Consider the following 1,027-nt stretch of genomic DNA (forward strand, 5'->3'; position numbering starts at 1 on the left):
CCCGTGGGTGGACGACCTCACCCGCCCCCACCCGGACCCCGAGGCCGCCGCGGCCGGTGCGGTCATGCGCCGGGTCGAGGACGTGCTGGACGTCTGGTTCGACTCCGGCTCCATGCCGTACGCCCAGGTGCACTACCCGTTCGAGCGCGCGGACTGGTTCCCCACGCACAACCCGGCGGACTTCATCGTGGAGTACATCGGCCAGACGCGCGGCTGGTTCTACACCATGCACATCCTGGCGACCGCCCTGTTCGACCGGCCGGCCTTCTCCCACGTGATCTCGCACGGCATCGTGCTCGGCTCGGACGGACAGAAGATGTCCAAGTCGCTGCGCAACTACCCAGACGTCACGGAGGTCCTGGACCGCGACGGCGCGGACGCCATGCGCTGGTTCCTCATGGCCAGCCCCATCCTGCGCGGCGGCAACCTGATCGTCACGGAGGAGGGCATCCGCGAGGGCGTCCGCCAGGTGCTGCTGCCGGCGTGGAACGCCTACCACTTCTTCACCCTGTACGCGAACACCGCGCACGACGGCGGCGCCCGCCCCGAGGGGTACCGCGCGCAGGAGCGGCACACCGCCGAGGACCCCCTGGACCAGTACATCCTGGCCGCCACGGGCCGCATGCTGCGGGAGGTCAAGACCGGCCTGGACGCCTACGAGGTCTCGGACGCCACGGACGCGCTGCGCGGCTTCATGGACACGCTGACCAACTGGTACATCCGCCGGTCCCGTGAGCGGTTCTTCGACGAGGACACCGTCGCCTTCGACGTCCTCTACACCGTTCTCGAGGCCTTCACCCGGGCCGCCGCGCCGCTGATGCCGCTGATCGCCGAGGAGATCTGGCGCGGTCTCACGGGCGGCCGCTCGGTCCACCTGACCGACTACCCGGACGCCGACCTGTTCCCCCACGGGCCCGAGGCGGACTCCCTCGTGGCCCGCATGGACGCCGTGCGCCGCATCAGCTCGGCCGGCTCGGCCCTTCGCAAGGGGGCCGGGCGCCGGGTGCGCCTGCCGCTGCCCCGCCTG

1 protein-coding gene is annotated in these 1,027 nt (G+C 71.5%); it reads left to right on the forward strand.

What is annotated here, in order from left to right:
• Positions 1 to 1,027: class I tRNA ligase family protein (locus tag AB0L75_RS44605; RefSeq protein ID WP_365191991.1), on the forward strand; the 1,027-nt coding region annotated here is incomplete at both ends.

Source organism: Streptomyces sp. NPDC052101, from assembly GCF_040680235.1.
Taxonomy (GTDB): Bacteria; Actinomycetota; Actinomycetes; order Streptomycetales; family Streptomycetaceae; genus Streptomyces.